Annotated in this window: 27 protein-coding genes, 18 tRNA genes and 1 rRNA gene; 37 read left to right on the top strand and 9 right to left on the bottom strand. The window is 42.2% G+C overall.

What is annotated here, in order from left to right; genetic code table 11:
- The 29 genes from PBAT_RS02945 to PBAT_RS02805 form a co-directional block, all read left to right on the top strand.
- A 23S ribosomal RNA gene (locus PBAT_RS02945) occupies nucleotides 1-88 on the top strand; the annotation flags it as partial.
- 129 nt (nucleotides 89-217) lie between these two features.
- A tRNA-Asn gene (locus PBAT_RS02940) sits at nucleotides 218-293 on the top strand.
- A 3-nt stretch (nucleotides 294-296) separates the two neighbouring features.
- Nucleotides 297-388: transfer RNA gene (locus tag PBAT_RS02935), tRNA-Ser, on the top strand.
- A 10-nt stretch (nucleotides 389-398) separates the two neighbouring features.
- Nucleotides 399-473: transfer RNA gene (locus PBAT_RS02930), tRNA-Glu, on the top strand.
- A gap of 74 nt (nucleotides 474-547) precedes the next feature.
- Nucleotides 548-623: transfer RNA gene (locus PBAT_RS02925), tRNA-Val, on the top strand.
- Nucleotides 624-649: 26 nt separating this feature from the next.
- Nucleotides 650-723, top strand: a tRNA-Met gene (locus PBAT_RS02920).
- A gap of 33 nt (nucleotides 724-756) precedes the next feature.
- A tRNA-Asp gene (locus PBAT_RS02915) sits at nucleotides 757-834 on the top strand.
- 16 nt (nucleotides 835-850) lie between these two features.
- Nucleotides 851-926 (top strand) — tRNA-Phe (locus PBAT_RS02910).
- 27 nt (nucleotides 927-953) lie between these two features.
- A tRNA-Thr gene (locus PBAT_RS02905) sits at nucleotides 954-1,029 on the top strand.
- Between the two features lie 7 nt (nucleotides 1,030-1,036).
- Nucleotides 1,037-1,121: transfer RNA gene (locus tag PBAT_RS02900), tRNA-Tyr, on the top strand.
- Nucleotides 1,122-1,131: 10 nt separating this feature from the next.
- Nucleotides 1,132-1,205, top strand: a tRNA-Trp gene (locus PBAT_RS02895).
- 25 nt (nucleotides 1,206-1,230) lie between these two features.
- Nucleotides 1,231-1,306, top strand: a tRNA-His gene (locus PBAT_RS02890).
- A gap of 38 nt (nucleotides 1,307-1,344) precedes the next feature.
- Nucleotides 1,345-1,420: transfer RNA gene (locus PBAT_RS02885), tRNA-His, on the top strand.
- Nucleotides 1,421-1,438: 18 nt separating this feature from the next.
- Nucleotides 1,439-1,513 (top strand) — tRNA-Gln (locus PBAT_RS02880).
- A 7-nt stretch (nucleotides 1,514-1,520) separates the two neighbouring features.
- Nucleotides 1,521-1,595, top strand: a tRNA-Gly gene (locus PBAT_RS02875).
- 10 nt (nucleotides 1,596-1,605) lie between these two features.
- Nucleotides 1,606-1,679 (top strand) — tRNA-Cys (locus PBAT_RS02870).
- A gap of 8 nt (nucleotides 1,680-1,687) precedes the next feature.
- Nucleotides 1,688-1,776, top strand: a tRNA-Leu gene (locus PBAT_RS02865).
- Between the two features lie 18 nt (nucleotides 1,777-1,794).
- Nucleotides 1,795-1,871 (top strand) — tRNA-Arg (locus PBAT_RS02860).
- Between the two features lie 9 nt (nucleotides 1,872-1,880).
- Nucleotides 1,881-1,962 (top strand) — tRNA-Leu (locus PBAT_RS02855).
- A 397-nt stretch (nucleotides 1,963-2,359) separates the two neighbouring features.
- Nucleotides 2,360-2,659: a LiaF transmembrane domain-containing protein gene (locus PBAT_RS02850; protein WP_068646315.1), complete on the top strand. Its 300-nt coding sequence runs from the start codon at nucleotides 2,360-2,362 to the stop codon at nucleotides 2,657-2,659.
- Between the two features lie 42 nt (nucleotides 2,660-2,701).
- Nucleotides 2,702-3,376 (top strand): PspA/IM30 family protein, encoded by a 675-nt coding sequence (locus PBAT_RS02845; RefSeq protein ID WP_068646313.1) that lies wholly within the window; start codon nucleotides 2,702-2,704, stop codon nucleotides 3,374-3,376.
- Between the two features lie 4 nt (nucleotides 3,377-3,380).
- Nucleotides 3,381-3,818, top strand: coding sequence for a PspC domain-containing protein (locus tag PBAT_RS02840; protein ID WP_068646311.1), 438 nt, complete (start codon nucleotides 3,381-3,383; stop codon nucleotides 3,816-3,818).
- Nucleotides 3,819-3,821: 3 nt separating this feature from the next.
- Nucleotides 3,822-4,520, top strand: a complete 699-nt coding sequence (locus tag PBAT_RS02835; RefSeq protein WP_068646309.1) for a PspA/IM30 family protein — start codon at nucleotides 3,822-3,824, stop codon at nucleotides 4,518-4,520.
- 130 nt (nucleotides 4,521-4,650) lie between these two features.
- Nucleotides 4,651-5,298, top strand: a complete 648-nt coding sequence (gene liaF / locus PBAT_RS02830; protein WP_246168308.1) for a cell wall-active antibiotics response protein LiaF — start codon at nucleotides 4,651-4,653, stop codon at nucleotides 5,296-5,298.
- Between the two features lie 17 nt (nucleotides 5,299-5,315).
- On the top strand, nucleotides 5,316-6,398 hold the full coding sequence (locus tag PBAT_RS02825) for a sensor histidine kinase (protein WP_068646307.1): 1,083 nt from the start codon (nucleotides 5,316-5,318) through the stop codon (nucleotides 6,396-6,398).
- Nucleotides 6,370-7,026: a response regulator transcription factor gene (locus tag PBAT_RS02820; RefSeq protein WP_068646305.1), complete on the top strand. Its 657-nt coding sequence runs from the start codon at nucleotides 6,370-6,372 to the stop codon at nucleotides 7,024-7,026. The genes PBAT_RS02825 and PBAT_RS02820 overlap by 29 nt, the downstream gene beginning before the upstream one ends.
- A gap of 165 nt (nucleotides 7,027-7,191) precedes the next feature.
- Nucleotides 7,192-7,950: a YwmB family TATA-box binding protein gene (locus PBAT_RS02815; protein WP_068646303.1), complete on the top strand. Its 759-nt coding sequence runs from the start codon at nucleotides 7,192-7,194 to the stop codon at nucleotides 7,948-7,950.
- 172 nt (nucleotides 7,951-8,122) lie between these two features.
- Nucleotides 8,123-9,667, top strand: coding sequence for a glucose-6-phosphate dehydrogenase (gene zwf / locus PBAT_RS02810; protein WP_068646301.1), 1,545 nt, complete (start codon nucleotides 8,123-8,125; stop codon nucleotides 9,665-9,667).
- Nucleotides 9,668-9,778: 111 nt separating this feature from the next.
- Complete coding sequence (locus tag PBAT_RS02805; protein ID WP_068646299.1) at nucleotides 9,779-11,362, top strand: peptide chain release factor 3; 1,584 nt, start codon at nucleotides 9,779-9,781, stop codon at nucleotides 11,360-11,362.
- 52 nt (nucleotides 11,363-11,414) lie between these two features.
- Here PBAT_RS02805 and PBAT_RS02800 read toward each other — a convergent pair whose 3' ends face one another.
- Nucleotides 11,415-11,648, bottom strand: a complete 234-nt coding sequence (locus tag PBAT_RS02800; RefSeq protein ID WP_068646297.1) for a small acid-soluble spore protein SspI — start codon at nucleotides 11,646-11,648, stop codon at nucleotides 11,415-11,417.
- 122 nt (nucleotides 11,649-11,770) lie between these two features.
- Between PBAT_RS02800 and PBAT_RS02795 the strand changes: the two genes are divergently transcribed.
- Together PBAT_RS02795 and PBAT_RS02790 are read left to right on the top strand one after the other, a co-directional pair.
- Complete coding sequence (locus tag PBAT_RS02795) at nucleotides 11,771-12,433, top strand: potassium channel family protein (protein WP_068646295.1); 663 nt, start codon at nucleotides 11,771-11,773, stop codon at nucleotides 12,431-12,433.
- Between the two features lie 31 nt (nucleotides 12,434-12,464).
- On the top strand, nucleotides 12,465-13,253 hold the full coding sequence (locus PBAT_RS02790) for a TrmH family RNA methyltransferase (protein WP_068646293.1): 789 nt from the start codon (nucleotides 12,465-12,467) through the stop codon (nucleotides 13,251-13,253).
- Nucleotides 13,254-13,327: 74 nt separating this feature from the next.
- On the opposite strand, the gene PBAT_RS02785 is transcribed toward PBAT_RS02790, so the two are convergent.
- Genes PBAT_RS02785 through PBAT_RS02765 form a run of 5 tightly spaced genes read right to left on the bottom strand, consistent with a single transcriptional unit; the run spans nucleotide 13,328 to nucleotide 18,630 of the window.
- Nucleotides 13,328-14,689, bottom strand: a complete 1,362-nt coding sequence (locus PBAT_RS02785; protein WP_068646292.1) for a sulfatase family protein — start codon at nucleotides 14,687-14,689, stop codon at nucleotides 13,328-13,330.
- Between the two features lie 50 nt (nucleotides 14,690-14,739).
- The gene (locus PBAT_RS02780) at nucleotides 14,740-15,585 is read right to left on the bottom strand and encodes a carbohydrate ABC transporter permease (protein WP_068646290.1); all 846 of its coding nucleotides are present in this window, start codon (nucleotides 15,583-15,585) and stop codon (nucleotides 14,740-14,742) included.
- Nucleotides 15,586-15,598: 13 nt separating this feature from the next.
- On the bottom strand, nucleotides 15,599-16,492 hold the full coding sequence (locus PBAT_RS02775; protein ID WP_068646288.1) for a carbohydrate ABC transporter permease: 894 nt from the start codon (nucleotides 16,490-16,492) through the stop codon (nucleotides 15,599-15,601).
- A gap of 27 nt (nucleotides 16,493-16,519) precedes the next feature.
- The gene (locus PBAT_RS02770; RefSeq protein WP_068646286.1) at nucleotides 16,520-17,878 is read right to left on the bottom strand and encodes an ABC transporter substrate-binding protein; all 1,359 of its coding nucleotides are present in this window, start codon (nucleotides 17,876-17,878) and stop codon (nucleotides 16,520-16,522) included.
- A 29-nt stretch (nucleotides 17,879-17,907) separates the two neighbouring features.
- Entirely contained in the window at nucleotides 17,908-18,630 is a 723-nt protein-coding gene (locus tag PBAT_RS02765; RefSeq protein WP_068646285.1) for a GntR family transcriptional regulator, read from the bottom strand.
- Between the two features lie 255 nt (nucleotides 18,631-18,885).
- Between PBAT_RS02765 and PBAT_RS02760 the strand changes: the two genes are divergently transcribed.
- The 3 genes from PBAT_RS02760 to yunB all read left to right on the top strand — a co-directional run bounded on the left by PBAT_RS02760 (nucleotide 18,886) and on the right by yunB (nucleotide 20,935).
- Nucleotides 18,886-19,860: a formylglycine-generating enzyme family protein gene (locus PBAT_RS02760; RefSeq protein ID WP_084402783.1), complete on the top strand. Its 975-nt coding sequence runs from the start codon at nucleotides 18,886-18,888 to the stop codon at nucleotides 19,858-19,860.
- Nucleotides 19,861-19,906: 46 nt separating this feature from the next.
- On the top strand, nucleotides 19,907-20,017 hold the full coding sequence (locus PBAT_RS24610; RefSeq protein WP_338045653.1) for a response regulator: 111 nt from the start codon (nucleotides 19,907-19,909) through the stop codon (nucleotides 20,015-20,017).
- Between the two features lie 111 nt (nucleotides 20,018-20,128).
- Nucleotides 20,129-20,935: a sporulation protein YunB gene (yunB, locus tag PBAT_RS02755; RefSeq protein WP_068646283.1), complete on the top strand. Its 807-nt coding sequence runs from the start codon at nucleotides 20,129-20,131 to the stop codon at nucleotides 20,933-20,935.
- 117 nt (nucleotides 20,936-21,052) lie between these two features.
- Here yunB and PBAT_RS02750 read toward each other — a convergent pair whose 3' ends face one another.
- Nucleotides 21,053-22,126, bottom strand: a complete 1,074-nt coding sequence (locus tag PBAT_RS02750; protein WP_084402781.1) for a M23 family metallopeptidase — start codon at nucleotides 22,124-22,126, stop codon at nucleotides 21,053-21,055.
- Nucleotides 22,127-22,321: 195 nt separating this feature from the next.
- On the opposite strand from PBAT_RS02750, the gene lipA reads away from it, so the two are divergent.
- Together lipA and PBAT_RS02740 are read left to right on the top strand one after the other, a co-directional pair.
- Entirely contained in the window at nucleotides 22,322-23,203 is an 882-nt protein-coding gene (lipA, locus tag PBAT_RS02745) for a lipoyl synthase (RefSeq protein WP_420848718.1), read from the top strand.
- A 43-nt stretch (nucleotides 23,204-23,246) separates the two neighbouring features.
- Nucleotides 23,247-23,558: a YutD family protein gene (locus PBAT_RS02740; protein WP_145939455.1), complete on the top strand. Its 312-nt coding sequence runs from the start codon at nucleotides 23,247-23,249 to the stop codon at nucleotides 23,556-23,558.
- A gap of 40 nt (nucleotides 23,559-23,598) precedes the next feature.
- On the opposite strand, the gene PBAT_RS02735 is transcribed toward PBAT_RS02740, so the two are convergent.
- Both PBAT_RS02735 and ylbJ read right to left on the bottom strand, forming a co-directional pair.
- Entirely contained in the window at nucleotides 23,599-24,405 is an 807-nt protein-coding gene (locus tag PBAT_RS02735) for an NAD kinase (RefSeq protein ID WP_068646395.1), read from the bottom strand.
- Nucleotides 24,406-24,485: 80 nt separating this feature from the next.
- Nucleotides 24,486-25,739, bottom strand: a complete 1,254-nt coding sequence (gene ylbJ, locus PBAT_RS02730) for a sporulation integral membrane protein YlbJ (protein ID WP_420848717.1) — start codon at nucleotides 25,737-25,739, stop codon at nucleotides 24,486-24,488.
- Nucleotides 25,740-26,223: 484 nt separating this feature from the next.
- Between ylbJ and PBAT_RS02725 the strand changes: the two genes are divergently transcribed.
- Complete coding sequence (locus PBAT_RS02725; protein ID WP_276326514.1) at nucleotides 26,224-26,931, top strand: DUF2225 domain-containing protein; 708 nt, start codon at nucleotides 26,224-26,226, stop codon at nucleotides 26,929-26,931.
- Nucleotides 26,932-26,953: the final 22 nt, after the last annotated feature.

Genomic DNA, 26,953 nt, shown 5'->3' with positions numbered 1-26,953 from the left:
CTTGAAGACGACGAGGTAGATAGGTTGGAGGTGGAAGTGCAGCAATGCATGGAGCTGACCAATACTAATCGGTCGAGGGCTTATCCTACAAGTTTTACGAAGTAAAACTACTTCGTAAGCAAATGCTTATTCTGAAGTTTAGGCTTCAGGAGCAAATGCAAGTTTTGAACTGCAAATTCATTCGTATCTAGTTTTCAAGGATTAAACCTTGTACTTTTCCCTGATAGCTCAGTTGGTAGAGCACTCGACTGTTAATCGAGTTGTCACAGGTTCGAGCCCTGTTCGGGGAGCCATATGGAGAGGTGTCCGAGCTGGCCGAAGGAGCACGATTGGAAATCGTGTAGGCGCCAAAAGCGTCTCGAGGGTTCGAATCCCTCTCTCTCCGCCATAATATGTAAGGCCCGTTGGTCAAGCGGTTAAGACACCTCCCTTTCACGGAGGTAACAGGGGTTCGATTCCCCTACGGGTCACCATTTTTAAAAAAAGATTTTGTAAGTACTTGATTTTACATCAAGATGTATGGTATAATAATGAATGTCTTTCTCATGGAGGCTTAGCTCAGCTGGGAGAGCATCTGCCTTACAAGCAGAGGGTCGGGGGTTCGATCCCCTCAGCCTCCACCATAATGATTTAATATGCTTATCAATGACGCGGGGTGGAGCAGCCCGGTAGCTCGTCGGGCTCATAACCCGAAGGCCGCAGGTTCAAATCCTGCCCCCGCAATTAATTTTATTCCATTAAGGAATAGATTACTATGGAACCGTGGTGTAGTTGGCCTAACATGCCTGCCTGTCACGCAGGAGATCGCGGGTTCGAATCCCGTCGGTTCCGCCATTTTTTTACCTTGTATGGCTCGGTAGCTCAGTCGGTAGAGCAAAGGACTGAAAATCCTTGTGTCGGCGGTTCGATTCCGTTCCGAGCCACCATTGATTTGATAGTAAGTTTTAAGGTGCGCCGTTGTAGCTCAACTGGTAGAGCAACTGACTTGTAATCAGTAGGTTGGGGGTTCAAGTCCTCTCGACGGCACCATTGTTTTGGAGGATTAGTGAAGTGGCTAAACACGGCAGACTGTAAATCTGCTCTCTACGAGTTCGGTGGTTCGAATCCATCATCCTCCACCATTTCTTTTTTAGGGGCATAGTTTAAGGGTAGAACAACGGTCTCCAAAACCGTTAGTGTGGGTTCAATTCCTGCTGCCCCTGCCAAAAAGAATTTTTACTCATTAGTATGGCGGTCGTGGCGAAGTGGTTAACGCACCGGATTGTGGTTCCGGCATTCGTGGGTTCGAGACCCATCGGTCGCCCCATTTTTATTGAGTATATGTTTGAAATTAGAATTATTATGGCGATTGTGGCGAAGGGGTTAACGCACCGGATTGTGGTTCCGGCATTCGTGGGTTCAAGTCCCATCAGTCGCCCCATATTTTTAATTAAGTTGTTGGGAATTAGCCAAGCGGTAAGGCAACGGACTTTGACTCCGTCACGCATAGGTTCAAATCCTATATTCCCAGCCATTTTTATGCGGACGTGGCTCAGCGGTAGAGCATCGCCTTGCCAAGGCGAGGGTCGCGGGTTCGATTCCCGTCGTCCGCTCCATTATTATCACGGCGCCATAGCCAAGTGGTAAGGCACAGCTCTGCAAAAGCTTTATCCCCAGTTCAAATCTGGGTGGCGCCTCCATCATGTATGCGGGAGTGGCGGAATCGGCAGACGCACAGGACTTAAAATCCTGCGGTAGGTGACTATCGTACCAGTTCAAGTCTGGTCTTCCGCACCAAGTTATTTTAAAGTGTTTGCGCCCTTAGCTCAGCTGGATAGAGCGTTTGACTACGAATCAAAAGGCCAGGAGTTCGAATCTCTTAGGGCGCACCATTAAGTTTTGCCGATGTGGTGGAATTGGCAGACACGCCGCACTCAAAATGCGGTGCCGCGAGGCTTGCCGGTTCGAGTCCGGCCATCGGTATACAGCATAAAAGGTTTATAAGATTGCTTATCTAAGCAAACTTATAAACCTTTTTCTGTTATTAACATGTATTTTAACAATTGTATAACGGTGTAAGCGACGACAGATGAATGGGAAAGTCCTGATCTGTCGTTTTGTTGTATCATAACTTTGGCGAGGAATGGGTTCAATAGTAATTATAGGAGGCTAAGCAGTACCTAAGGGTATACTAACCAGGACGCTTCTTAGAACTTTATGTGGTGAGACCCAATCGTCGATGTCTCATTACCCTCCCTGAGACTAAGTAGTCCCCCGCCTAAGGTCTAGGAACAAAAACCGTCGGAGGTCTGTTTTGAAATATCTCCGGTTAACCTACAATAAGTACATAAGGTGATGAGATGAAAGGCGGTGAGAATACATGAATTTAAAACGAGGTAATGGTCTAGCAGTTGTATTGATCGTTATTGGAGCACTAATGCTAATGGGTATATTAGGACCATTGATTGGTGGTTTGCTTGGATTAGTATTTCCAATCATATTAATCGCGTTAGGATATTATGGAGTTCGTCGTGGGAAAGTGTTTATTGGATGGGTTATCTTAGTGATTGGGATACTGGCACTGTTTGCTAAATTATCATGGATAATCGGACCACTTCTAGGAGTTGCGATACTTATATTTGGAGTATCATTGCTTAGAAAGAAGAGAAATACGTACTAAAACAAATTAGGTGCAGATTGCTTAAGGAGGGAGTAAATAAGTATGAGCGTTTTTCGGCGGATGAGAGATATAACCGTTGCAACATTGAACGAGCGTTTGGAGCAAAGTCAGGACCCAGTAAAGTTAATTGATCAATTTCTGAGGGCTACACGAGACGATATTACAGAGGTTGAGAAATTATTTCAACAGTATGCATCACATACGAAACAATTAAAGCAACAGGTAGATCAGGCATCCTTGATGAAGGATAAACGAGAAGAGCAGGCAATATTGGCCCTCAAAGCAGGAGAGGATCATTTAGCTAAGCTGGCGCTTCAAGAGAAGATTATATATGAAGAAAAGTTGGAGCAATATGGAGAGTTGCTTGAAGATAGTAGATTATCTCTTCGTGAGCTCGAGAATCAGATGAATGAACTGAAACTTGAATATCAGACTGTATATAGTAAACGTCAATATTATTCAGCTCGTATGGAGAACATACGGTTACAACAGCGAATGAACCAACGCATGGGTGAATTTGGTGGGAAAGATGTTCCGAAGATGTTTGATCGACTAGAAGATCGAATTACGGACTGGGAGTTAGAAGCACGTAGTCTACGGGAATTACGGCGGGCAGGTCAAGATTATCTTGATCAAGCTAGTTCCTCGGTATCCAGTATTCTGGAAAAAGAAATGGCTAGACTGAAACAAAAGCTGAGCAACGGCGGAAAGGAGTAACCTCATGAGTAAATTGTACCGTTCATCACGTAATAAAATGGTCACTGGTCTATGTGGTGGACTGTCGGAAGTATTTGGTATTGATGCAACTATACTGAGAATTCTTGTAGCGATTAGTATTCCTTTCAGTGGTTTTACTGTAGTGGTGATTTATCTAATAGCATCACTTGTTATTCCGAAGGAAGGCGTTCCTCCATTTAATTCATATGGAAATGGACATTCGAATCATGGCCCTGGTGGTCACTATACTAACGGAGATTCATACAGAAATAACAATGCAGGATATGGTTCCGAATTTAACAACACTAATTCAGGTGGTTACAACAATGCTCGTAACTCTGATCTGGATGACATGATGAAGGATATTGAGAAAAAGGCTTTGAAAAAAGAAGTGGAAGAATTAAAAATTAAACTATCTAGATATGAGAAGGGAGAAGTGTAAGATATGGGAGTATTCAAAAGATTGAAAGATATGACAAAAGCATCGGTTAATGAGGTACTAGATAAGGTAGAAGATCCAATTGTGATGTTGAACCAGTATTTACGTGATATGGAGGCGGAAATACACGAAGCAGAGGTTACAGTTGCTAAACAAATGGCAAATGAACGTCGTATGAAACAACGCGTAGATGAATCCGTGAAGATGGGTGAACAACGTGAAGCTCAAGCTGAGTTGGCATTAAAGAATGGACAGGAAGAAGTGGCTCGCAAGCTTTTGGAGGAGAAAATTTATTTCGATCAGAAGCACACTGAATATCAAGGGTTACACCTTCAAGCGGAGGCTCAAGCTAAGGACTTGGTACAACAGTTGCACGAAATGAAAGATGAATTCTACAAGATGCGTAATAAGCGTAATGAATTGGTATCACGTGCACAAATGGCCAAAGCGAAGAAACAGATGTCTCAAGTGAATAGCATTCATAGTATTGAAAGTGGAAGTGCTTCACTTGGTTTCCACCGTATGGAAGAGAAGATTATGCAATTAGAAGCGGAAGCAGATGTTATGCAAGTTCCATATCGTTCAGCTCATGCAGGATTTGTGAGTTCAGTTGATGCAGAGAAATCGCTTAAGGTAGAAGAACAATTAAAGGCTTTGAAAAGTAAGATGAATGGCTCAGCAGTAACAAAGAGTGAAACTAAATAATATGTATTCGTAATCACGGTTGGTATGATATATTATGAAAGGCGAAGCCATACAGTATGGAATTCCATACTGATATGGCTTTTCCAACTCCACAACGTATGGAATCTACTAATCAAAGGAGGGCAACGCCTTGGGAAAAAGAAATCGAATCATAGCTATTGGAATGATATGCATTGGTATGCTTATGCTTTCAGGCAAGTGGATCAGCTTTCTAAGCCTTGTTGCTCTCCTCTTACTGCTATTTGGAATTTATAAAATTCGTAATGGTGATATTAAAAAAGGATATACATTTCTGGCAATTGGAGCTATTCTGATTCTTCTGGACAACTTGATCCTCGTCGTAGCTATAAGCCTGATCTCATTAGGGTTGTTTTATGGTAAATCAAAGAAAATGCATCCGAATGAGGGTTTCATACAAAAAATGAGTTTTATGTCTAACTTTGACTGGGATCAATCACCATGGGTGATGAAAAGTATGAGTGTATGGCATGTACTTGGAGAGAGTGACTTAGATTTATCCCTTGGGATGCCAGAAGAACGAGAGACCATCATCGTCTTTCAGGGCGTTATGGGTGATATGGATTTGGATATTCCTGATTATTATGGAGTGGAGATTGAAGCGTTTGTTCTCTTTGGTTCCATTGATTTCGATGGAAAAAAAGACAGTGGTATGATGAATCGATTGACATGGAAATCTGCGAATTATATGGATACTGACTATAAAGTGAAAGTAATAGTGTCTTATATCGTTGGAGATATTGACATACGTTTAATATAAATTGGAGGGGTTCCCTAGTGAAGACAAAGAAGTCTGTCAACATGCTATCAAGAAGCATGGGCGAAGGAGCCCTTCTTTCTTTTGTCTTGCTTCTTGTCATTCTTTATTTACTATATACCTACGATTATTTGGCACCGTTTGAATCGTGGAGTATAGGATTGAAGTCAGTAGCCGCGCTTGTGTTAATTCCTATTGGCATAGGTACGGTGAGTGGCTTCTACCAAGGCTACCGTATGAAACGTAAGCTGGTACTCTTGCGTGAAACATTGCTTTCATGGGAAAAGGGTATTGTGGCCCGTTCTATGCCTGCTCTTGGAGAAGACGAAATTGGACGTCTTGGTGTACAACTTGGACGGATAAGCAAGAAATGGGAGGACCAGGTTACGTCGCTACAACGTTTATCTACACATAATGCACAGTTAGCAGAACAAGCAAGAATAACTGCAATCATAGAGGAGCGACAGCGACTAGCACGCGAACTACATGATGCCGTGTCACAACAGTTGTTCGCGATCTCAATGACAGCTACCGCGGTAGGCAGAACATTAGATAAGGATTTTGACAAAGCACAAAGGCAAGTGGCATTAATTGAGGAAATGGCGGCGGTAGCTCAATCTGAAATGCGTGCACTTTTACTTCATCTAAGACCTGTATATTTGGAAGGGAAACCTTTAGAACAAGGTCTAATGGAGTTAGTGAATGAATTGAAGCTGAAGGTTCCCATGGAAATTGTGTTTGAAATGGATAAGGGTATCCATTTGATGAAGGGAATCGAGAATCATTTATTCCGAATTGTGCAGGAGGCTATGTCTAATGCGCTACGTCATTCTAAAGCAAACAAGCTGGAGATTCGTATTCATCTTAGACAAGAGACCGTAAGGGTGATGATTTATGATGATGGAGTGGGATTTGAATTAGATGACAAGAAGCAGACATCCTATGGTCTATCAAATATGAACGAACGCGTGAGCGAAATTGGTGGTTCACTACAGTTTATTACGGCATTAAATAAAGGCACACGTATTGAAATCACAATTCCAATTGTGCACGAAGATATGGGGGAAGAGATTCATGGAGAACGAGAACGAATCACAAATTAAAGTATTGCTTGTGGACGATCACGAAATGGTACGTATAGGCCTGGCTGCAGTATTAGGCACGGAAGATGGTATAGAAGTGGTTGGAGAAGCAGGCAGTGGTGAAGAAGGAATTAGATTAGCTATAGAGTACAACCCTGATGTAGTCTTGATGGATCTTGTCATGGATGGGATGGATGGGATAGAAGCGACGCGTGAACTATTAAAGCTCTATCCCGATTGCAAAGTAATTGTACTTACAAGTTACTTAGATGATGAGAAGATGTATCCGGTAATAGAGGCGGGTGCGTTCAGTTACTTACTTAAGACATCACGAGCAAGTGAGATTGCAGAAGCGATCCGTGCCGCAGCCCGTGGTCAATCCGTCCTAGAATCGCAAGTTGCATCAAAAATGATGAATCGTTTACGCCATCCTCAGATTGTGGAAGCAGCTCATAAAGAGTTAACGGACAGAGAGATGGAAGTTCTACGTCTAATGGCGCAGGGTAAAGCAAATCAGGAAATAGCTGATGACCTTATCATCGGGATCAAGACAGTGAAATTCCATGTAACCAATATCTTATCTAAGCTAAATGTAGATGATAGGACACAGGCCGCGATTTATGCTTATAAGAATGGACTAACAGAGTAATATAGAAATGTTCGCCCTATTCAATTAGAACCCGTGAAGCCCATTTATGATGGTGCATCACGGGTTTCTTTGTTATTACAAAAACATGAAGGTATAAAAGAATAGTAAAAAGGTCATCCTATTTAGTAGATTCATAGATTTAGAATTGAAAGGTAGGAATTCATAATGAGTAATCAAAGAAGGATCACAAGAATCGGACTTATACTAATATCGATCATTGTTGTATTCATAGGATTTGGATGGAATGCATTTGCAGCTCAAGAAGCAAATAAAGAGGACGAGAGACTAGAGAATTTAATTCAATGGGGTCAAGAGTTGGTAGAAATGCCTCTTCAAGTTGTGGTTAAATGGCAAGGTGAATGGACGAATGAAGGGGAGCTAAGTTCTTTAGAAGCAGCGCAACACCTTGCGAATCTTATGGGACTACCTATACCTCAAGCAGTATCCAATATAGATCATGAAACCTATCGGTCTATCACTTTGATTGAAGGTATTAGAGTTACTTTTAGCTGGCAAGTTATTTCTCAAGAGAAGAGTTATTTAATTGTGAAGATGGAATCGATGGATACAAACGATCATGCTACCCTGTTACGTTTACAGGATATGTATCGAACTCATATCAATCTTATGCACATTGATGCTGTATGGAATGCCACCGTTCAGGGGAATGTTAAAGAAAGACAGGCTGTAACAACAACCATAAAGGAAGTAGAAATGAAGCTACAATCCCACCTGAAATTTAGTCAGGTAGAAAGTTATACCGATGAAATGACGATTAGTCGCTCCTACGAGGCTCCGTCTCTTGGATTTGACTTAGTCAGTGGAGACCATAATATGGATCTTCAGATTGCGGTTCATCTGGATGAAATTACGGGTATGAGTAGGGTTTCTCTAGGGTTTCCTATCATCACCATTGAATACTAAATGTATAGTGGTTCATTAGTTCGAGATATCTGAGTATTTTTGTCAGGAATAAGATGGCATGATGAAGTACAATATGCTAAAATAACATCACATCATTTATGCTTCTTTCAAGAAGTTATAAGTGCTATCATGCATAAAAATACACTATATTACATAGAAAGAATGAGGAGCCATGGCTGAAAACTTAAATCTTGAACAATTACAGACCCCAAGTTCGGTGTTTTTTTTATTCGGTGCAACCGGAGATTTGGCAAGAAGAAAGCTATTCCCTGCTATTTATAGCTTATACCGTGAAGGAAAATTGGCAGATGATTTCGCAGTGATTGGCGTTGCGCGTCGCCCACGTACACAAGAAGAATTCAGAGAAGATGTGTATCAATCCATTCAAGAGTTTTGTCGTTATAAGGCAGAAGCAAATGAAGAATGGTATGCATTTGCTCAGCATTTTGAATATAAAGCACTAGATATTAACGATGTTAACGGGTTCCGTGAATTAAAGGAACAAACAGAGAAAATTGAAGAACGTTATCATATTCCTGGTAACCGTATGTTCTATTTGGCTTTAGCTCCAGAGTTATTCGGGAGTGTATCATTCAATTTACAAAAGGGTGGCATGCTAGAAGGCCAAGGATGGAAGCGTCTTGTTATTGAGAAGCCTTTCGGATATGACTTGAAATCAGCAGAAACACTCAATGAACAAATTCGTCAAGTGTTTAGAGAAGAAGATATTTATCGGATAGATCATTATTTGGGTAAAGAAATGGTGCAAAATATAGAGGTTATCCGTTTTGCAAATGCATTCTTTGAGCCTTTGTGGAATAACATGCACATTGCTAACATCCAGATCACACTAAGTGAAACGGTTGGGGTTGAAGAGCGCGGGGGCTACTATGACCATGCAGGTGCATTGAAGGACATGGGTCAGAACCATATGCTTCAGATGCTGACGATGATTGCTATGGAGCCACCAAGTCGCTTGTTACCAGAAGATATTCGCGACGAGAAAGTGAAGGTTCTTCGTTCATTGCGTCCATATCTTAATGCCGAAGAAGTTGAGAAGAACGTGATACGTGGACAATATATCGCGGGAAGTGCGAATGGACAAGAATTGCCGGCGTATCGTGCTGAGGATAAAGTTGATCCTAATTCGAATACGGAGACGTACTTCGCAACCAAATTATTCGTAGATAACTTTCGTTGGGCTGGCGTACCATTCTATATTCGAACAGGTAAAAGACTACCAGTTAAAACAACTGAAATCGTAGTCGAGTTCCGCAGTATGCCAACGAATGTATACCTAGGTCAGAAGCATAAGCTTGAGCCCAATCTATTGGTGATAAGAGTGAATCCAATGGAAGGGATTTATGTCAAGATTAACGCGAAGAAACCAGGTTCCGAGAGCGATATACAACCGGTAGCGATGGATTTCTGCCAAAGTTGTATGGTTGGCATTAATTCTCCTGAAGCCTACGAACGTCTTCTACATGATGCAGTACGCGGAGAGTCTACATACTTCACGCGTTGGGATGAAGTGGCATCTGCGTGGTCCTTTGTAGATCGAATTGCTGAGGCTTGGGCAGAAGATCCAGGTAAGCTTTCAACATATCCAGCTGGATCATGGGGTCCGACAGAAGCGGATGAGCTTTTGGAAAAAGACGGATTCCATTGGTGGCCTGTGAATGGTCAGGATGAAGATAACGTTGTGTGGAATAAATAAAATTAGAAAATCCATAATAAATCGTCCTCATACCTCAGTGTATGAGGATGATTTGCGTATAGAATGTGGTACAATAATAGACATGACTTTAGTGATGAAGGGAAATGAGAAATGAGCGAAGTATTAGACCCAACGTTGCAGAAGGAAGTGGATAAGCGCAGAACCTTTGCGATTATTTCCCACCCGGATGCTGGAAAAACAACTTTAACGGAGAAACTACTCCTATTTGGTGGTGCTATTCGTCTGGCGGGTACAGTTAAAGCCCGTAAGGCTAGTAAGCATGCTACGAGTGACTGGATGGAAATTGAGAAGCAACGGGGTATCTCGGTTACTTCTTCCGTTATGCAATTTGATTATAGTGGACATCGTGTTAACATTCTGGATACGCCAGGTCACCAAGACTTTAGTGAGGATACCTATCGGACGCTTACAGCAGCAGATAGCGCAGTGATGTTAATTGACGTTGCCAAAGGTGTAGAGAAGCAGACCGTTAAACTGTTTCAAGTATGCGCCCAAAGAGGTATTCCAATTTTTACATTCGTAAATAAACTGGATCGTGAAGGCCGTACTCCTTTTGAATTAATGGAAGAGCTAGAGCAGGTACTTGGAATTCGTTCCGTTCCTATGAACTGGCCAATCGGTACAGGACGCGAACTATGCGGTGTATACGATCGGATGAAGAATCAAGTGGAACTATTCCAAGGTAATGATCACTCTACGATTAAAGTGCAGAAGGTCTCTGGCTACCGTGATCCTATTATTCGTGAGATGGCTGGCGAATACTTACATGATCAATTATGTCAGGATTTAGAGTTGCTTGATGTTGCAGGAGATCCATTTGATCTAGAGAAAGTAAACAACGGAGAATTAACTCCTTTATTTTTCGGGAGTGCAATTAACAACTTCGGCGTTCAAACATTCCTAGAAAACTTCCTACAACTTGCGCCTAAACCAGAACCACGTCGTAGTATAGGTGGTCTTGTGAATCCAACAAATGAGAAATTCTCTGGGTATGTATTCAAGATTCAGGCGAATATGAATCCGGCTCACCGCGATAGAATCGCTTTCCTTCGTATCGTCTCAGGTAAGTTCCAGCGTGGGATGAGTGTTAAGCATATTCGTGTAGGAAAGGACATTAAATTGTCGCAACCGCAACAATTCCTTGCCCAGGACCGTGATATTGTGGAAGAGGCATTCCCAGGAGATATTATTGGATTGTTTGATCCAGGTATTTTTAGAATCGGAGACTCATTGAGTCAGGAAAGTGACATGGTGTTCGAAGAGCTTCCGACATTCTCACCTGAGATTTTTGCAAAAGTCACAGTTAAGAATGCCCTTAAACACAAGCAGTATCAGAAGGGAATTGACCAGTTAACAGAGGAAGGTACCATTCAAGTGTTCAAGACCGTGAGCTTTGATGATACAATTCTTGGCGTTGTTGGCCAACTTCAATTCGAAGTATTTGAATACCGCATGAAAGGCGAGTATGGAGTGGACGTGCAACTTCAGCGTATGCAGTATCAATTCGCAAGATGGCTTGTGGACGATAACATTGATGCGAGTAAATTCCGAATTAACTCGACACTTGTAAAAGATAAAAAAGGTAATTATGTAGTGTTGTTTGAGAATGAGTATGCGATGAGAACGGCGATGGAAAAAAATCCAACCGCTAAGTTCCTTGAAATTGCACCCTAATAGCTAATAGAGAAATCCCTCCACCCTTATGGGGTAGAGGGATTTTCTTGACTTAGGATAGTGGCGTGGGGGTAACGGATTGAAGGTGTTGTTGAGCGATTTGAATTAGTTCATCCTGTTGTTTGGTCTCAATGTTTTTCCATATCATTTCGAATATGGCACCAAGTCCAGGTAGAGCTGCTTCTGGACCATCAACTGAACCTTCAATCATGTCACGTAGATCTGCATCGGTCTTATTGTGAACCTTGTGTACAATTGCTTGACGTAAGTCGAGTACAATTGGCATGTTATCCCCTCCTACTTTAGTGAGTCATTGTTTAATATTCCCCTCTTATCTGGCTGTAATTCAAGTTTGGGTACCGATATGATATAATCATTGCATATATTTGAACAAACGGAGGTTGAACAATGGCAAAAAGACAGTACGCCATCATTGGAATGGGCCGGTTTGGATCTAGTGTAGCAACTGCACTGACGGACATGGGTTTTGATGTCTTGGCAATTGACTCCAATGAACAACGAATTCAGGAGATATCCAACATTGTAACTCATGCGGTGTCTGCTAATTCAACAGATGAAGAAGCCATGCGTGCCCTCGGTATTCGTAATTTCGAAGTCGTGGTTGTGGCTATTGGACAAGATATACAGTCGAGTATCTTAACGACATTGATATTAAAGGATTTGGGTATTCCTACGCTTATTGTTAAAGCACAGAATGAATTGCATGGGAAAGTGCTAAACAAAATAGGTGCAGATAAAGTTATTTTCCCGGAACGGGATATGGGGCTCCGAGTTGCTCACCATTTGACCTCGCCAAACATTCTTGATTATATTGAACTGTCTGATGATTATAGTATTGTGGAAATGAAAACATCAGATAAGATGATCGGTAAAAATCTCAAAGATCTTGATGTTAGAGCTCGATATGGATGTAATGTCATGGCTATTAAGACGGGGACGAAGATGAATATCTCCCCAAATGCGAATGATCCTTTGGACAAAGATGATGTGCTCATTATTTTAGGACAAAAAGACGATTTAGTTAAATTAGAACTAGAATTCTCCAAATAAATAGGGATACGAAGATAAGGATGGGTTTAAGATGGATATTACATCCCTACACAATGCACGAGTGAAAGAATGGACGCAATTGTTAGAGAAGAAACATCGGGATAAAAGTCATAAATTTGCTGTAGAAGGCGTTCACTTAGTACTGGAAGCTTTTCAATCTGAAGCAGATATTGAATGTGTTGCTTATGATATGGATAAAGGGATTCCTGCGGAGTTGAAGCATTTACACTCAAATGATGTTGAATGGATTGGTGTAACGGAAGCGATCATAGCAAAATGTACAGATACGGTTACGCCTCAACCCGTATTCGCGGTTGTTCGTAAGCGCCCTGTTGATCTTGCTCAGTTACTTTCTATAGAGAATAGTCTGGTGATGGTACTAGACGGTGTCCAAGATCCAGGGAATGTAGGTACGATTATACGCAGTGCGGATGCGGCAGGAGCGGATGGTGTGATATTAGGTCAAGGATGTGTAGATTTGTACAATCCTAAGACCATTCGTTCTACGATGGGATCCTTTTTTCACCTACCAGTGGTTGAGGGCGATTTACTCGATATTTTGCCACAAGCTAAGCAGGGTGGAGCTCGATTGGTTAGTACGAGTCTCCAAGCCGAGTATACATGTTATGAGTATCGATTCGCTGGTTCTACGTGGTTGCTTGTCGGCAACGAGGCTAAGGGTGTGTCAGAGCGTGTACAGCAGTTAGTCGATGATACGTTAATAATCCCTATGCGTGGACAGGCAGAGTCACTGAACGTGGGGATGGCTTCATCTGTGTTAATGTTCGAGGCTATGCGACAACGTCATTATACAAAGTAACCATGTTGAATGGTGAATAGGTTAAGAGACGCAAGCGGATTATCGCTTGCGTCTCTTTTGTATTTAATTAGTGCTTAAGATAAAGCTTCTTGCGGGGTCACTCTCCGCTGACCACCGTCTTTACTTTCAGCGATCTTGATCGTCGGAATGGCTTCACCTACGTCTGTCATTCTTCGGAGGAGCCTACTTCGCATGACGTTCGCTGTTTCTGCGTGCGAATCAAATCCGATAAGGTTAGTCAGCTCGTATGGATCTGAATCTAAGTCATACAGATAGGCTTCGTCGTAAGAATCTGAAGAGGGTACTGTGAACCCATCTACGTCTGGTGCGATAACGCCATATTTCCATTTGCGTGTGCGTACTGCCCGTCCTACTTGGCTTTCGCTGATCTGTACGAATACTTCTTCAGGCCAATTGGCTTCGTTACGAACCTTCGCTCCTTGAAGAAGGGGCATGATGGATCGCCCCTGCATATGTTCTGGCACTGTAATTCCTGCTGCGTCAAGCAATGTTGGTGGCAGGTCGATTAGACTGATAAGTTGCTGAACTTTCCCGCCTCCGTGGAAGCCGGGACCTGTGATGGCTGTTGGAACACGAATGGAAACATCATGTCCAGAGCGTTTGTACTCACCGTTGCGAGTCTTGAAGTGATTACCGTGATCGGATGTATACAAAATGATGGTATCTTGATCCAACTGAAGACTTTTTAAACTATCAAGAAGTCGACCGAGTGCTTCATCAAGACGTTTCACCATACCATAGTACCCTCCGATATGCTGAGGTGCTGTTCCACCTAATGTCGCCAAATCAGGTGGGAGCCAGGCTCCGGTATATTTCTCTCGGTAGCCTGTTGGAGCGGGATAGTCGTCGATATGATTCTGATGATGAGGCTCCAAAAAGGATAGAAACAGGAAGAATGGATCGCTCTGATTAGCATCTATATATCGGATGGCAGCATCCGTTAGGGCATCGACTCGGTAACCCGGCAATCGAACGATTTCATTATCATTATTATATAGCTCGGTCCGATAAGCGTCGGATGTAAACTCAAGAATGTTAGAGGCAAGCCAATAGTTATATCGACCTCGCTTATGTATCGGTACAGGATCTTCATCGGCTAGATGCCATTTTCCAATATAACCTGTTTGGTAGCCATCTTCTTGAAAATAATCGGCTAGCGTGTTCAAATGCTCGGGCAAAGGAATATCATTTCGGAAGCAGCCGGATGTTGTCGCATACAGACCTGTTTGCAGACATGATCTTGCGGGTCCGCATACGGGCTGACAAGTAAAAGAATGGTGAATATTCGTTCCATCAGTCGCCATTCGATCAAAGTTGGGCGTTAGATGTAGAGGATTGCCGTGTACACCTGTTGTGTCCCAGCGTTGCTGATCGGTGAAGAACACGATGACATTCGGTTTGCGTTTTGTTGTCATAGCATTTCTGAGTCTCCTCTCCCGGATGACCAGGTAGATTAGTGGTTAGGTTATTCTTTGACGCCTCCAGCACTTAAGCCTGCAACCATGAAACGTTGAAGGAATAGGAAAACGACGAGTAGAGGGAGGGTGGCAATAACGGCCGCCGCCGCCGCGCCAGACCAGTTGTAGCTAAACTCGCCCAGAAATTGCAGCGAAAGTCCTGGACTAAGCGTACGCTTGTTCAAATCACTAACAAGTGTAAGGCCGAATAGGAAATCATCCCATGCAACAAGAAAAGTATAAATCGATACTGCTGTAATACCAGGTGTTGATAGTGGCAAAATGATGCGTATCAATGTACCCAGTTGCGATGTTCCATCTATTTCGGACGCCTCTCCAAGCTCCTTAGAAATATGATCGAAGAATGTTTTCATCAACATAATGCAGAACGGTAAGGCGGTCGTTGTGGATGCCAAGATAAGTGCCGTATAGGTATTTAACAGGTGAAGCGAGCTATACAATGAATATAGCCCAATGAGTAGTGTGACGGCAGGGAACATCTGAGTGCTTAAGAACAGGACGAGCATAAGGCTTGCTGCAGGGAAGCGGAATTTAGAGAAGCCGTAACCAGCAAGTATGGAGACAACGACGCAGAGTAGGGTCGAGCCACTCGCAACGAGGAATGTATTCTTATAAAAGATCAGAAAATCCGCAGAGGAGAGTACGGCTTTATAGCTTCCTAGAAATAGATGCGAAGGTAGCCACCTCGGTGGAAATCGGAACAATTCATTATTGGGTTGTAAGGAAACATTAATAATCCAGTATATAGGGAATAGAAATAGTGCTAAGAGCACAATCAATAGTCCATATATGAGAAAATGTCGATAAACACGCTTGATATGGGTTGCTGTCATTGTTGCAAGCCTCCTAGCTTTCCTGCGGTCTATGCGCGATTCGATATAGTGGAATAGAGAAAAGAAGAAGTACAAACATCCAAATAACACCTATAGTTGCACCCTGACCAAGGTCATATTTCTGAAAGGCTGTCTCATAGGTCAGAATCGCAAGTGATTTGGTTGCGTCGACAGGGCCTCCATTGGTAAGAGAATAGAACAGGGTGAACATCTGGAAGTTAGTTACCGTCATGAGTAATGCTACATTGGCTAGAACAGGCTTCAAGGCAGGCAAAGTAATATGGAAAAAGGACCTGGTCGCACCGGCACCATCAATTGTAGCGGCTTCATAGATGCTTTTGGATATTCCTTGTAAGCCAGCAAGAATCATGATGGTCATGAGAGGTGTTTGTTTCCAGACAGCAATACCCATAATACCAATTAGCGCGAGTGAGGCATCATTTAATATGTTTAATTTTTCATTAATAAGTCCACTACTTATAAGTAATTGATTGAGGACACCGTAATCGCTGTTATAAATAAGCAGGAAAATGACAGAGGCAACGATTGTTGGAATGGCCCATGGGATTAGAATAATGCTACGGAAGAAACCTCGTAAAATAATGTTACTGTGTAGTATTAAGGCTAGTGCAATACCGACTAAGAGCTCGATCACGACAACACTGATGACGTAGGTGAGTGTTACTTGGAGCGAATGATAGAAGGCTCCTGATGATAGAACGGCCTTATAATTGGCAAAATGGTTCCAAGGATGAAGCGCTGAAAGCAGCGAATCATCCAGGAAACTCGTATAAATGGAACGAAATAATGGCGTTAATATAGTAATCGAGAGTAATAGTGAAGCAGGAAGGATGAGTATCAAACCGAACAGTTGGTTCTTTCTTTTACGGGACCATCGAATTGTCATGAATTCCAGCTCCATTGTAGGTTACTTTTACTTTTGATAAAGTGCTTGAATATTCGGGAGGACTTTCGCGATGATTGCGGAGATATCGTCTTTGGTAGTCGTAGCGAGAACCGTGAGACTGGAGGCTTCGTTCATAGCATTATCAAATTTCGGGTTAGCTGTTGGGAATGGTGAAGCTGTTTTCATCTGCTCATTAAATAATTTGGCATAGTCATCTTCATTAAGCTCTGGTAAAGATGAGATAGAGGTAAGGGAAGACATAACTCCATTCAATTTATGGTACAGAACAAGTGCATCCTTAGATAGGAGATATTTCACGAATTCAGCTGCTGCATCAGCGTGTGTGGTTGCCTTAGAAATCAGCAATTGGTGTTCGGTGAATATGGTCTCAGAACGACCTGTTTGGTTAACAGGTACAAGTGCTACACCCCACTCGTTATCAAACGCTTCACCTTTACCACTCATGGTACGGAAGTTATTGCGACCGAAATCGCCGTCAATTAGGAATCCGAGCGAGCCATTAGCGAACATTCCTCGAAGATCTTTGATTTCAGCACCGATGGGAGTTAGCTTCTTATCAGCCAATCCACGGAGGTAAGTAAGTGAATCTGTAAGTGCAGTCCCTTCACCAAAGACAAGTTTACCTTGGTCATCTACAAACTTACCACCATGTGAAAGACCAATTCGATACAGCATTTGTCCGGTGTAAGAGCCGGTTTTTGTCGCTTCGCCGATGCCATAGATGGGATTCCCGTTCTCATCTGCTTTGAGTGCAGCAATTTTCTCTGCGTTCTTGAGAAGCTCATCCCATGTTGTTGGAGGTGTGTTGGGATCTAGTCCTGCTTTCTGAAATAATGTCTTGTTCCAGAATAGCGCGTTGGGATGTGGTGTCCACGGAGCTGCGAATAGTTGACCATCATAGGTTACACCCGCTTTACTGCTAGGGAGGATATCATTCGCGATTGTCTCACCTAGAAGTGATTGGAGTGGCTGGACAATACTCGCACCAACAAAAGCTGGTGTGAAGGCCTGATTAGCCATCATGATATCAGGGGCATTACCACCTGTTGCGCTGACTAGAACTTGATCTTTGTATTGATTAAAGGGAATACCGAGGGACTTGATTGTAATATTCGGGTGAGTGCTCTCAAAGCCCTCAATTAGCTGATTATAGGCTTCCTTCGTTGCATCCTCTGTGGAAATCCAGTTGGCAAAAGTAAGTTCAACTTTCTCTTTGGATGCATCTGAGGTTGTAGAAGTGTCTGCAGTAGACGAATTAGATGGTAATGCCTTGTTATTAGAAGTATTTGAATTACTAGAGCAAGCAGCAAGTGTAGTCCCCAGTATTAATGACATGGACACCATTGAAAATTGTTTAAATTTCATAACGAGTCATCTCCTCTTTTTGGTTAGGGTTAGCGTGAAAGTAATATCTCATGTTCGTATGTATCTGGGTTGCAGTAAGAAATAGAATATTGCAGTGGTAGTTCTCGAGCATTAAATAAGAGTGTCTTGATTACGAGAGCAGGGCAACCTTCCGAAAGATTTAGTAACTCTGCATTTAATCCGCTCAAAAGCGAAGAAGAGAAGATCTGAGAGCCTTTCCTAATGTGTATACCATTCTTCTCCAAGAGCTCGAACACCGTGTTATTGCTCAAATTATCTTCGGTAATAAATGTAGTGAGATTTAGGTTGAAATAATTCTCATCTACAATCAGACAACGATGATCAACAGAAATTTGTCGCCGAACCATAATCATCTGGCTACCTTCTGGCAAGTGTAGTTTACTTGTCACTTCGATAGGGGCCACCCGTATCTTGTACTCATGTATCTTCACTGTAGGTTGGAGACTCTTGTGCTTCAGGCCTTCTAGTAGTCCAACTAGCGTCGTTGTTGTTTGTGTATTTGTTGGCTCCGCAACAAAGGTACCCTTCCCATGCTTTTTCTCTAGAATTCCTTCGACGACGAGCTCTCCAATAGCTTGGCGCACAGGAGTCCGGCTAAGACCAAGTGATTTCTCAAGCTCGCGTTCACTTGGAATAGCTGTTCCGATTTCCCATTCTCCAAGTTCAATCTTGTTCTTAATGAAGGTCTTCAGCTGATAATATAGCGGGGCATGACTTTGTAGCAGTTCCACTGAGCACCTTCCTCCTAGACAATAATGAGCACTGATTAACTGGTAATGTGGTAATTACCAGTTAGTGAAAAAAATAAAAAAGAGACACTTTTCATCTAAGCGTCTCCAGGTATCTGGTCAACATTTAATTTAATTATATAAAGCGCATCTATTTAGTAGGGATTATATCCTGTTTTTTTATGATCGTCAATATCTTTCTTTCTTACCTTTCTAAAGCGTATAATGAGCGAAAAATGAGAAATGGGGTGGTTCATCATGCAAGAATCGATTCCATCAATTTGCTGTACTGCGCGTAGAACTTCTAATTCTCAGCACATAAATATAGCAAGTCTATCCGTAAAGAATATCATTTCTAAATGTGAGATATCCCTTTCTAATATGATTCGATTAGATGGAGGCAAGTTCTGGATGGGAACAGAAAGCCCAAGTTCATTCTCTGATGATGGGGAAGGTCCATCCCGTGAAGTCACGGTCTCTCCATTCTATATTGACCGTTACGCAGTAACGAATGCTGAGTTTGAAGCATTTGTACAAGATACTGGTTATATGACAGAAGCAGAGCAATTTGGTTGGTCGTACGTATTCCATTTATTCCTTTCAGAGGAAATGAAGCGGGATAATCCCAGATTTCCGCAACAAACACCATGGTGGCTCGCGGTGGATGGGGCAACTTGGCGTTCTCCAGAAGGCGTAGGCTCAAATGTTCAAGATCGACTAGATCATCCGGTTGTTCATGTATCTTGGAATGACACACAAGCGTATTGCAAGTGGAGCGGTAAGCGTCTATTAACGGAGGCAGAATGGGAATTCGCAGCCCGGGGCGGCCTTAGCCGTAAGGCATATCCATGGGGAGATCTATTAAAGGAAGATGGCGAGCATCACTGCAATATTTGGCAGGGGAAATTTCCAGTGAAGAATAATGCCTCGGATGGTTTCATTGGAACTTGCCCGATCGATACGTACAAGCCTAATGGTTATGGACTGTATAATATGTCAGGTAATGTGTGGGAATGGTGTGAGGATTGGTTCAGCCCAGATTATCATAGCCAAAGTGCATCTATTGATCCTCATGGACCTATGAGTGGTTCGGTAAGATCGATGCGAGGTGGATCTTATCTATGCCATCGGGTGTACTGTAATCGCTACCGAGTTGCGGCTCGAAGCTCGAATACGCCTGACAGTTCTACAGGAAATATTGGGTTTCGTTGTGCGGCAGATTGTGTTAGGTAAGCTTAAATAAATGACCTCAGAGCCCATAATGAGCAGTTGATTACTTTTGGATGTCATGATGCCGGATTTGGATGGTTGGCAGGTATGCAAGGAGATTCGACAGACGGACAATGTTGCGATACTCATGTTAACAGCACAGGAGCGATTATGTATATAAGAAGCTATTCATAGTGTGTATCTATTGAGGAAATGTGAACTGCGATCTTCTTCTTATTTGGTCAACCTCATCATATGCTTGTATAGAGAGTCGGCGTTAGGGGGGGGATCCATGATAAGAAAAGCAAGATGGCATAGCCAACGAAGCAGTAGACCTAGAAGCAGACGCCGGTTGTGGCTTGTAGGTTTTCTTGTTTTCTTAATCATTTTATTTCAGGGATTTGCTTATGTGGATCGTAATTTAAAACCGCCAATTATGAATCTGGCCAAAATTAGAATTAAACAGGTGGCAACTGAAGCAATCAATGAGGCTATTACAGCACAGGTTGCACAGCAACAAGACTTTGATAAGCTAGTTAATTGGAAGATGGACACTTCTGGGAAAGTGTCTGGATTTATGATGAATTACGCAGAACAGATGAAGATTACATCCAATACGTTTAAGGTCGTGCAAGCTACGTTAAATGATGTGAATCAATTATCAGAACATATTCCTGTGGGGATGGCACTAGGAAGTCCTGTATTAGCTTCGTTTGGCCCAAAGATTCCAGTGAGAATCGAACCGCAAGGGGCGGCTAAGGTAGAGTTATCAACAAGGCAACGGGATGCTGGGATTAATATGATCTTGGTGGAAGTATATATTGATGTAAATGTAGACGTAGCTGTAGTCATTCCGTTTGATATGGAAAATGAACATGTTGAGACGGAAATTCCTTTATCGTATCTGCTGGTTGTAGGGGACGTTCCTATGTATTATTACAATGCAAAAGGTGAACCTGTTGGTGGGAATGGGGCAGAGGCTCCTAACATTTCGATACCCTTTGACTCCAAAAGTACATCTACTAATGATACAAACGCAACTACTCAGCAGCCTGGCACAAGTAGTATGCAGGATCAGAATTCGGAGATACAGCCATAAAGTATATTAACTTAATAAAAAGAGTACGCTCATCATTATGAGGTACTCTTTTTGTGAATAGTAGAACGTATACATTGCTTCTTGTTAGGCGATTTCTTATATCTTACAAGAGAAGGATCAGCCATTTGTTCTTGCATGTTTAAGTGCTTTTCGTTCTGCTTGTTCCCATTGGTGAAGTTGCGGATAAGGATCAAATGACCATTCCACCAAACCGCTGTCTCTATAAATACCATAATGAAGATGTGGAGGAAATTTGCCCTGTGTACCTGGTTTACCATAACCTGAGCTACCTACATAACCAATGACTTGTCCAGCTGTGACAACGTCTCCGGTCTGGAGTCCTTTTTCAAAGCCCATAAGATGTGCGTAATAATGGTAATGGTTATTGATATCACGAATACCGATCCGCCATCCTCCGAATGCATTCCATCCCTTCATTTCAATAACTCCATAACTGGTACTACGGACAGGAACGCCGTAACCCGCAAAGAGATCGGTTCCTTCATGGATACGAAATCCACCCCAATTACGTCCAGTACCCCAAGTGCTTCGGTAAGAATACACGCTATTTAGAGGAAGCGGGAAGGCATGGCGGTTTAAATCTGATGGAGTAAACTTCTCGTACAATTTGGAGAATTGTTGGATGCGTTGTACAGCTCGACTATTGTTGTAATATTCCCAAAGAGCTATGTTGAAATCATTCTTTGATTGTCCGTAATGGAGTAAGTGGTTAGCCATACTGTAGAGAACATCTATATCGTTATTGGCATCCGCTACTTTGTCACCTGTGCCATCTCTACCTAGTCCAGCAAATATGGAAATGGACAAAGGATTCGTATCTAATTGATCAGGATTTAGCACACCAGACCAAGTGGGTGGAGGCATGAAAACAGCAGTCAGACGGGGGAGGTGCGCCCGGTCTGTAGGATGTGCTTTCGTTAGGGTACGTTCATATTGATCAATGGCGGCTATTCGGTACCAGGGAATTTGCGTGACTGTGCTTATTTTCTCATACAGTAGTTTTCTTGAAGTATACACATCCTCTGGTTGAGACGTTTGACTGCCTTTCGATACTTTAGGAACTTCAGAAGCTTCTAAAGGAGTGCAATAAGATAGTGTCAAAGTCACTGCAACTGAGGCACAAATCCATCTGCAACGTTGTATGTTCTTGTTAGTACGAAGGGGAATCATCAATGTACCTCCTAATTTATGAAAACAACTCCGTTGAATTGTAATCATCAAGCGTGTATGTCTTAGGTTGAATCAAGATGGATGATTTTATCCAAACTGTTTATTCTAAGCCTGAAAGTAAGGTAATCACCTTGCGTTCGTGATATAATATGGAATATATGATGTCAAAACATGTATGAAAGGTGGTATATGTCATTGTCGAGAACTACCACGAAGCAGCCTAAGCCGGACTGGATTAAGATAAAATTAACGACTGGTGATAATTATCAGGAAATTAAGAACATGATGCGTTCTAAGACTCTTCATACCGTGTGCGAAGAGGCACGCTGTCCGAATATATATGAATGCTGGGCTAATCGAACGGCAACATTTATGATATTGGGTGATATTTGTACACGCGCTTGTCGTTTTTGTGCGGTAAATACAGGTATGCCAACAGAACTGGATTTAGATGAGCCAGAACGCGTAGCAGAAGCGGCTGAAAGTATGAATCTACAACACTGCGTCATTACTAGCGTAGCACGTGATGATTTGAAAGATGGAGGGGCATCTATTTTTGCTGCAAGTATTCATGCTGTCCGTAAGCGTCTTCCCCTTTGTAGTGTTGAAGTACTCATTCCTGATTTCTTGGGGAATCCCGATGCACTGAAGGTTGTCATGGATGCTAAACCCGACATTCTGAATCACAACATTGAAACGGTTGAACGTTTGTCCGATCGTGTTCGTGCTAAGGCTAAATATAGACGCTCTATGGAATTACTGCAGAATGCGAAGGTGTTACAACCAACGATACCGACGAAATCAAGCATAATGCTTGGGGTTGGTGAAGAATGGGACGAAATTCTACAAGCCATGGATGATTTACGTGCGGTTGATTGTAATATTCTGACGCTGGGTCAGTACTTACAACCATCAGCGAAGCACTTGAATGTAGAGAAGTATTACCCGCCCGCTGATTTTGCAATTTTGAAAGAAGAAGGATTGAGAAGAGGGTTTAGTCACGTTGAATCGGCGCCGCTTGTTCGGAGTTCTTATAACGCGCATGCACAGGTGAAGTCAGCTGCTGAACGTTCATAATATAATATGAGGTTACTCATGAGGAAAGGCAGGGGAATGGTGCTTGATTCTAGCAGGTGGAAAAAACTATGAAATATTGAAAGATCACAAAGATGGTTGGAATCCAGAGGCTTTCCGTGATCGTTACAGCGATGTACTGGAAAGATACGATTACATAATCGGTGACTGGGGATATAGTCAATTGCGTTTGAAAGGCTTTTATCGGGACAACCATCCTAAGGCAACTAAAGAATCGGCTATATCGAGTATGGTGGACTATATAAATGAATATTGTAATTTCGGTTGTGCGTATTTTGTTCTTCAGAAGACTAGGGAGTCACAGCAACCGAAAGAAATGGAAAAAAGCAGTTCCTGATTAACAGGCGCTGCTTTTTTTTTGTAACTATATTGAATCTTTATTCTTCTAGGAAAGCGGATCTGACACGATTCCAAAAAGGGTAAGGTCGATATCTTGCGAAACTAATTTTTTGCTTCGAGACTTGACAGCTAACGGAAATCAAATCGTCTATCGTGAAGTTTTTGTGATCAACGGTCAGTAAAAGACGTTGATCTTTGCGGGAATAAATATCGGAATGATGGTGCTTAGGAAGTAAGAGTGGCGATCCCATTGTACGGTAAATACGATTGTTTATAGAAGCAATTTCTGCAATCTGTAGGGCTTCAATGGTAGGATGGACCATCGCACCTCCAAGGCTCTTATTATAAGCTGTGCTTCCTGAAGGTGTTGAAATACAAATACCATCGCCTCTAAACATTTCGAAAAGTTGGTCGTTGATATCAATTTGTGCAACAAGTGTTCCATCCACACCCTTAAGCGTGAATTCATTCAATGCAATGTGAGAAGTGGTTCCTGATTTCTTATGGATAGTAAGTTCTAGGAGAGGGTATTTCACGATACGTGGTGGGATATCCTCTGATAGTATACTGTTACTCATAAGTTCAACCAATTCGGGTAGCTCGTCTGCTTTCCAGTCAGAATAGAATCCTAAATGTCCGGTATGTACCCCAACAAACGCAATATCAGAGATTCGGTCAATAAACGTTTGGAAAGCGTGCAGCATAGTGCCGTCTCCGCCAATGGAAATGACAATATTGGGTGATTCTGCATCCATTTCAAAATGATGCTGTGCTGCAAGGGTATGAAATTGTTCTGCTAAGTCGACCGATAACTGATCCCCACGGTCCAGAACATAATATCTCAAGGGTGGTCTCAAGGGTAATAAGGCTCCTTTGCGATGAGTTTATATCGATCATAATCAATATCTCACCAGAACACAACGTTTCATTTACCAAAAGCATGTCGAAGTCTTATCAATAAGGATATAAACACGTTGAAGATAATGGATAATAGTGCCATAGCAAAGAGTAGGATGATAAAGATGACAAGATTGTTTATAAAGCCTTGAGGTGAATGGAAGTTGGTTTGGATGGGCATATCAAAGGGTACCATCGTGCTCTGTGAGTCAAGTCCTCCTGCGATCGGTTTCCACAGCACAAGCACCAGACATGCTGCTAGAATACCATGGATGAAACGTGCCATCATAAAGGGCCAGTATCGAAGGTTTGTGGAATGAAGGATACTTGCAATTTGTGCATGAACGGATAAGCCTCCCCATGAAAGGATAAAGGCTGCTGAAGCAACTTTGAAAGACAGAGGAATGGATGTTATAGGCTCACCCGCGTAACGTGCACCTAAGGTGACTTCGAATATTCCCCCAACTAATGACTTAGATAATGCAGGGGGCATTCCCATAAAGGACAGTGCATGCTCAATAATGAAATATAATCCCATCATGATATTTGCTTGCGTGAGTAGCTCCAGAAACACAGAAAAAAAGACAACGAGTCCTCCAACGACAATGATTAACTTTAAAGAAGACTGTATGGCTTCTTGAATGAGCTCCCCTACGTTTCTCCCATCTGCGACACGTGCTTTATGCATTGCTCGTATCGCATCTCGTAGACGGTTACTGCGAGGTTTAGAAGAGGAGGGGGATACCGAATGTGTTTCTTGTAATGGTCTATCCCCGTGAAAACGCATGATGATTCCGACAAGAAAACCACCCCCATAGTGTGCAATGGCTAAAATAGGAACAATGCCAGGATTATGAAAGAAGCCTATAGAAACAGCACCAATGAGGAAGATAGGATCAGAGGACGTAGTAAATGCAACTAAACGTTCCCCTTCATCGCGGCTTACCATTTGTTGTTCCCACAATTTCGCTGTTAATTTGGCACCGATAGGATAGCCTGATACATATCCCATAGCCGCAACAAAACCACCACTCCCCGGTATCCGAAAGATAGGCTTCATAAACGGATCAAGCAATGTTCCAATTAAATGAACGATGCCAAATCCTAATAGAACTTCAGATATGATAAAAAAGGGAAAGAGCGAAGGAAATAATACATCCCACCATATAGCCAGTCCGCGTAAGGCGGCAGCAAGGTATGCAGCGGGATAGATAAACATAAGGACGCATAATCCCATAAGTACAGTTATGAAAGTTGGAATTGCGAACGATTTTAGTGTCACGAACGGCCACCTCTCCATCCTGCGTTAACTGCGGAATAAACCTTCTGTCAATAGTTGTATGATCTAGGGAGGACAAACAGTACAAAAAATAAATAGAAAGCGTTTACATATGGTGGTGTATTTTAATGAATATTATGTTAAAGTAAATATTATAAAGGCTTATCTTTTCTCAGTATATATGAAATGGATGGAGTGAATAGATCATGGGTGTTGTCGCCGGTATTCTCGTCTGCGCTTTCGTGTATGTCATTCGCGCCTCATTAATTCGTTCAGGTGAAGAGGATTGGAAAAGTTACTAATATGATGTTAAGGTGCTAAACGGTACATCCGTTTAGCACCTTTTTTTGTTATAATATAAAGGATCCTATTTATCGAGATGAATGTTGCGACCCTATGAATCCTAATCAGAGTATCTATGGTAATCTTGGAGAAGAACAAATTTTTTGCTAAGAATTCAGGACACAAATGAAGGGAAGTCAGAATATTGAGTACTTTGGAACCGCTATACTCTATCAAAGTAACTTGCCTAAGCTGCGAACACGAATTTATGACTTCGCGCGTTAGACCTAGCTTCAAGAAGGCTGTGCGTACGGATGCTGACTTTTGTGCCTATTATAAGAATGAAAATCCTGATTTCTATGTGGTAAGGGTATGTCCGAAATGTGGATTTTCTTCAACAGAAAATTCAGCTGTGAAGTTATCAGACAAACAAAGAGCCATTTTTAAGGATAAAATAAATGTACGTTGGATTGAACGCGATTTCGGAGGACAACGGGAGTGGGATACGGCTCTTGAGACGTATAAGTTGGCACTACTTTGTGCGCAAACAATTGGGGATACAGAACGGATTATTGCAAGCCTGCTTCAGCATATTGCGTGGTTATATCGTTACAAGGGTGATCATGAGCAGGAACTGCGGTTCTTGAAGTTCAGTCTAGAGTCTTACATACAGGTGTATGAAAAAGAAGGCGTGGGTGCCAATAACGCCAAATTATTATACTTAATAGGGGAACTTAACCGAAGAGTAGGAAATTATAATGAAGCTGTTCAATGGTTCTCTCGTGTTATTAATGATAAGAAAATTATCGATGCGGCTATGATTCGTGCTTCAAGAGAACAATGGAGTGTATTAAGGGAAGAAATGAATGCGAAACTAATGGAATTACCTGAAGAAATGAAAGATCGCAGATAATTCGATACGCGTAGAGATGAAC

This window comes from Paenibacillus antarcticus (assembly GCF_001637225.1).
Lineage (GTDB): Bacteria > Bacillota > Bacilli > Paenibacillales > Paenibacillaceae > Paenibacillus_AQ > Paenibacillus_AQ antarcticus.
This window is presented reverse-complemented; position numbering and strand designations above follow the sequence as displayed.